Source organism: Citrobacter sp. S46_ASV_140, from assembly GCF_018919545.1.
In the GTDB taxonomy this organism is placed as follows: Bacteria; Pseudomonadota; Gammaproteobacteria; order Enterobacterales; family Enterobacteriaceae; genus Citrobacter; species Citrobacter braakii.
The window spans coordinates 1-6,182 of sequence record NZ_JAHLRC010000168.1 but is presented as its reverse complement, the minus strand read 5'-3'; the positions used below and the strand labels follow the sequence as shown (position 1 = coordinate 6,182).

At 49.5% G+C, this 6,182-nt stretch carries 4 protein-coding genes; 3 read left to right on the top strand and 1 reads right to left on the bottom strand.

From position 1 onward, the window contains the following. The first annotated feature begins 84 nt into the window (after positions 1 to 84). Together KQJ19_RS21795 and ompL are read left to right on the top strand one after the other, a co-directional pair. Entirely contained in the window at positions 85 to 1,506 is a 1,422-nt protein-coding gene (locus KQJ19_RS21795) for an MFS transporter (RefSeq protein ID WP_216404129.1), read from the top strand. A gap of 66 nt (positions 1,507 to 1,572) precedes the next feature. Next, positions 1,573 to 2,265, top strand: coding sequence for a porin OmpL (gene ompL / locus KQJ19_RS21790; RefSeq protein WP_103767202.1), 693 nt, complete (start codon positions 1,573 to 1,575; stop codon positions 2,263 to 2,265). Between the two features lie 69 nt (positions 2,266 to 2,334). Here ompL and typA read toward each other — a convergent pair whose 3' ends face one another. Then, positions 2,335 to 4,158 carry a ribosome-dependent GTPase TypA gene (typA, locus tag KQJ19_RS21785; protein ID WP_008786988.1) on the bottom strand — a complete coding sequence of 608 codons (1,824 nt, stop codon included), beginning with the start codon at positions 4,156 to 4,158 and terminating at the stop codon, positions 2,335 to 2,337. 380 nt (positions 4,159 to 4,538) lie between these two features. Between typA and glnA the strand changes: the two genes are divergently transcribed. Further along, positions 4,539 to 5,948, top strand: a complete 1,410-nt coding sequence (gene glnA, locus KQJ19_RS21780; RefSeq protein WP_003028638.1) for a glutamate--ammonia ligase — start codon at positions 4,539 to 4,541, stop codon at positions 5,946 to 5,948. Positions 5,949 to 6,182 lie beyond the last annotated feature (234 nt).

Sequence of the window (6,182 nt, the reverse complement as noted above, 5' to 3'; positions counted from 1 at the left end):
TCGTTGAAGAGATAGAAGCGCGTAAACAACCCGTTTGATAATAATAATGAATAGCGCTCTACGGGGCGCTATTGAGGAGCGATTATGTCTTTTCATGATCCGCTAACGCTAAAACTGAGCCTGCGTGAAAAATTCGCCTACGGAGTGGGTGACTTCGGCTCAAATTTGATGCTGTGTATCGGTACGCTGTATCTGCTTAAATTTTATACCGATGAACTAGGGATGCCGGCGTATTACGGTGGGATTATCTTTTTGGTGGCGAAGTTCTTCACCGCTTTCACTGATATGTTGACCGGTGTGTTGCTGGACTCAAGGCGTAATATTGGCGCAAAAGGGAAATTCAGGCCCTTTATTTTGTATGCATCATTTCCTGTCGCTGTCGTTGCCAGCGCGCAGTTTTTAGCGACAGATTTTACGCTAACGGTGAAAACCGGGCTGGCGACAGTGTTGTTTATGCTGTTCGGGCTGTTCTATAGCCTGATGAACTGCTCCTACGGCGCGATGGTGCCCGCGATCACGAAAAACCCGCATGAACGAGCTCAGCTCGCCGCCTGGCGTCAGGGCGGCGCTACCGTAGGCCTGTTACTGTGTACTGTTGGCTTTATGCCTATTCAGGCGCTATTTGTTAGTTCACCTTCGCTGGGTTATCTGATTGCCGCACTGATCTTCTCCGTCTGCGGACTGTTCAGCATGTGGTGGTGCTTTAGCGGTGTGAAGGAACGCTATATCGAAATCGTGCCGGATCACCATAAGCCCAGCATTCTCAAGTCGTTCTGCGCCATTTTCCGTACCCCTCCACTGCTGGTGCTGTGTGTCGCCAATCTGTGCACGTTGGCGGCATTCAACATCAAGCTGGCGATCCAGGTGTATTACACCCAGTACGTGCTCAACGATATTCATCTGCTGTCGTGGATGGGTTTCTTCAGCATGGGATGCATTCTGGTTGGGGTACTGCTGGTTCCCACAGCTGTAAAACGCTTCGGTAAAAAGCAGGTTTACCTCGGTGGCCTGGCGCTATGGGCTATCGGTGATGTGCTGAACTTTTTCTGGGGCAGTACGTCATTTTTATTCGTCACGTTCTCTTGCATGGCCTTCTTCGGAACCGCTTTTGTTAACAGTCTAAACTGGGCACTGGTTCCGGATACGGTCGATTATGGCGAATGGAAAACGGGGATCCGTGCAGAAGGTTCGGTGTATACGGGTTATACCTTTTCTCGCAAAATTTCTGCTGCGCTCGCAGGCTTCCTACCGGGCATCATGCTGACGCAAATCGGTTATATCCCCAACATAGTCCAGAGTGATGCCACACTGCTCGGTTTACGTCAGCTTATTTTCCTCTGGCCTTGCGGACTTGCAATTATTGCAGCACTCACGATGGGCTTCTTTTATAAGCTCAACGAAACTCGTTTTGCTTTTATTATTGAGGAAATCAGCCAACGGAAGAAAAACAACATCCAACCGGACCCTATTACTAATAAAAAGAACACCTCTGCTGTAAACGTATAAAAATAATTGCCGCCTATTCCATCCCAATGGATGGCGGCCTCCCTACGCGTAAAAAATGGATTTATCATGAAAAAATTAACGACAATAATTCTCTTAACCTCTGTAGTATCAACCTCTGCTTTCGCTGGAGCCTATGTAGAAAACCGCGAAGCATATAACCTGGCATCCGATCAAATGGAGGTCATGCTGCGCGTTGGCTATAACTCCGATATGGGCGCAGGTATCATGCTTACGAACACCTACACTATGCAACGCAAGGATGAGTTAAAACACGGCTATAACGAAATAGAGGGTTGGTACCCGTTATTTAAACCAACAGATAAATTAACAATCCAGCCTGGAGGGTTAATAAACGATAAGAGTATTGGCTCAGGTGGTGCTGTTTATCTGGATGTTAACTATAAATTTACTCCGTGGTTTAATCTTACCGTGCGTAATCGATATAACCATAATAACTACAGTTCAACCGACCTAAACGGTGAGCTGGATAATAATGATACCTATGAAATAGGCAACTACTGGAACTTTACCATTACCGATAAATTTTCCTATACCTTTGAACCGCACTATTTTATGCGAGTCAATGACTTCAATAGCAGCAACGGAAAAGATCATCACTGGGAAATTACCAATACCTTTAAGTATCGTATCAATGAGCACTGGTTACCCTACCTTGAATTACGCTGGTTAGATCGCAATGTTGAACCCTATCATCGCGAACAAAACCAGATTCGTGTTGGGGCAAAGTATTTCTTCTAATTCTCCTGATGATAAAAAAAGCCGCTGAAATCAGCGGCTTTTTTATGCTTACCTGAGAAAGAGCGTTAATTACTCTTCTTTCGCGCCACGCATTGCACGGCGACGGTCGTTTTCAGTCAGGTGACGCTTACGGATACGGATAGAGGTTGGGGTAACTTCTACCAGTTCGTCGTCATCGATGAATTCCAGAGCCTGCTCCAGAGTCATCTTAACCGGCGGAACCAGAACCGTTGCTTCGTCAGTACCGGACGCACGCATGTTGGTCAGTTTCTTACCGGTCAGGCAGTTTACAGTCAGGTCGTTAGAGCGGCTGTGAATACCGATGATCTGGCCTTCGTAAACTTCAGCACCGTGACCCAGGAACAGCTTACCGCGGTCCTGCAGGCTGAACAGTGCGAACGCAACTGCTTTACCCTGGCCGTTGGAGATCAGTACGCCGTTCTGACGCTGACCCACATCACCCGCACGAACATCGTCGTAGTGGCTGAAGGTGGAGTACAGCAGACCGGTACCGGAAGTCATGGTCATGAATTCTGAACGGAAGCCGATCAGACCACGGCTTGGGATCACGTAGTCAAGACGTACGCGGCCTTTGCCATCTGGATTCATGTTTTTCAGGTCGCCTTTACGCTCACCCAGAGCCTGCATGACAGAACCCTGATGCTGCTCTTCTACGTCCAGCGTTACGTTTTCGAACGGCTCTTGTTTACGGCCGTCGATTTCGCGGAAGATTACTTTCGGACGGGAAACCGCCATTTCGAAACCTTCACGACGCATGTTCTCGATCAGAACAGACAGGTGCAGCTCACCACGACCGGATACACGGAACGCATCCGCATCTTCGGTTTCTTCGACGCGCAACGCAACGTTGTGCACCAGCTCTTTGTTCAGGCGGTCAAGGATCTGACGAGAGGTAACATATTTACCTTCTTTACCACAGAACGGGGAGGTGTTTACGCAGAAGAACATGGTTACGGTCGGTTCATCAACGGACAGAGCCGGCAGCGCTTCGACGTTCTGCGGGTCGCAGATGGTGTCGGAGATGTTCAGTTCGCCCAAACCGGTGATCGCGATGATATCGCCCGCTTCGGCAATATCACTCTCGATACGTTCCAGACCCAGATGGGTCAGAACTTTACCGACTTTACCGTTACGGGTTTTGCCTTCGCTATCAATGATAGTGATCTGCTGGTTCGGTTTAACTTTACCGCGTTTGATACGGCCGATGCCGATTACGCCAACGTAGTTGTTGTAGTCCAGCTGAGAGATTTGCATCTGCAGCGGGCCATCAAGGTCTACGCTTGGAGCCGGAACACGATCAACGATGGTCTGATACAGCGGAGTCATGTCTTCAGCCATATCTTCGTGATCCAGACCTGCGATACCGTTCAGCGCGGAAGCGTAAACGATCGGGAAGTCCAGCTGCTCGTCGGTAGCGTCGAGGTTAACGAACAGGTCAAATACCTGATCAACAACCCAGTCAGGACGCGCGCCAGGGCGGTCAACTTTGTTGATAACAACAATTGGCTTCAGGCCATGGGCAAAGGCTTTTTTGGTCACGAAGCGCGTCTGCGGCATCGGACCATCCATTGCATCCACCACCAGCAGCACGGAGTCGACCATGGACATTACACGTTCAACTTCACCACCGAAGTCGGCGTGCCCTGGGGTATCAACGATGTTGATACGGTAGTCATTCCATTTGATAGCGGTGTTTTTAGCGAGGATGGTAATCCCACGCTCTTTCTCCAAATCGTTGGAGTCCATCACGCGCTCTTGGGTTTCAGCACGTGCATCGAACGTACCGGATTGTTGGAGCAGCTTGTCTACCAGGGTCGTTTTACCATGGTCTACGTGCGCGATGATGGCGATGTTACGCAAATTTTCGATCACAACTTTGCCTCAGGCATTTTAGAAATAGCGCGTTATTGTACACGGATTAATCGCAGTACAAAACAGGATCACAAACATCCTCCGCAAACAAGTATTGCAGAGTTTCTTTGTGATCACATTCACGGAGCGTTAAAAGGGGTAATCTGACATGCTTTGCACCAATGTGGTGCTTAATGTTCACATTAAAGCACTATAATGGTGCAATACAACCTTCATGGTGCAGCCCCTTTGCACGATAGTGCGCATGATAACGCCTTTTAGGGGCAATTTAAAAGTTGGCACAGATTTCGCTTTATATTTTTTACGGCGACACGGCCAATTTTTTGCAGAATTGAAGACTTCGTTACCACGACGACCATGACCAATCCGGGAGAGTAAGTATGTCCGCTGAACACGTTTTGACGATGCTGAACGAACACGAAGTGAAGTTTGTTGATTTACGCTTCACTGATACCAAAGGTAAAGAACAGCACGTCACTATTCCTGCTCATCAGGTAAATGCCGAATTCTTTGAAGAAGGCAAAATGTTTGACGGCTCCTCAATCGGTGGCTGGAAAGGCATTAACGAATCAGACATGGTTCTGATGCCAGATGCGTCTACTGCACTCATCGACCCGTTCTATGAAGAGTCCACCCTGATCATCCGTTGCGATATCCTGGAACCAGGTACGCTGCAGGGCTACGACCGCGACCCGCGCTCCATCGCTAAACGCGCTGAAGAGTATCTGCGTTCTACCGGCATCGCAGACACCGTTCTGTTCGGGCCTGAGCCAGAGTTCTTCCTGTTTGACGACATCCGTTTCGGCGCGTCCATTTCCGGTTCCCACGTGGCTATCGATGACATCGAAGGCGCATGGAACTCTTCCACCAAATACGAAGGTGGTAACAAAGGTCACCGTCCTGGCGTGAAAGGCGGTTACTTCCCAGTTCCTCCGGTAGATTCTTCTCAGGACATCCGTTCTACCATGTGTCTGATCATGGAAGAAATGGGCCTGGTTGTTGAAGCGCATCACCACGAAGTGGCGACCGCAGGTCAGAACGAAATCGCGACCCGCTTTAACACCATGACCAAAAAAGCGGACGAAATTCAGATCTACAAATATGTGGTTCACAACGTCGCTCACCGTTTCGGTAAAACCGCGACCTTTATGCCAAAACCTATGTTTGGCGATAACGGTTCCGGTATGCACTGCCACATGTCCCTGTCCAAGAACGGCGTAAACCTGTTCTCTGGCGACAAATATGCGGGTCTGTCTGAGCAGGCGCTGTTCTACATTGGCGGCGTAATCAAACACGCTAAAGCGATCAACGCGCTGGCTAACCCAACCACCAACTCTTACAAGCGTCTGGTCCCAGGCTACGAAGCGCCGGTAATGCTGGCTTACTCTGCCCGTAACCGTTCTGCTTCGATCCGTATTCCGGTAGTAGCTTCTCCGAAAGCGCGTCGTATCGAAGTGCGTTTCCCGGACCCGGCTGCTAACCCGTACCTGTGCTTCGCAGCACTGCTGATGGCGGGTCTTGACGGTATTAAGAACAAGATCCACCCGGGCGAAGCCATGGACAAAAACCTGTACGACCTGCCGCCGGAAGAAGCGAAAGAGATCCCACAGGTTGCAGGTTCTTTGGAAGAAGCACTGAAAGAACTGGATCTGGACCGTGAGTTCCTGACTGCAGGCGGCGTGTTCACCAATGAAGCGATCGATGCGTACATTACGCTGCGTCGCGAAGAAGATGACCGCGTGCGTATGACTCCGCACCCGGTAGAGTTTGAGCTGTACTACAGCGTTTAATTAGTACCAATACTCCGTAGATTTCTTGTTGCGACCCACGCGGCTGTAGCAAGAAAAATATAGAGTCTTTAAGTTGCCGTGGAACTTTTAGCCCATCCCAGGATGGGCTTTTTTCTCCACTAACAACCTGCTTCCTCGCGCTTTTTTGATGTAAAAAGCTATAATGCACTAAATTGGTGCAACACTTTTCAGGAGACTGCTGAATGGCAACCGGCACGCTGCCCGATGCTGGGC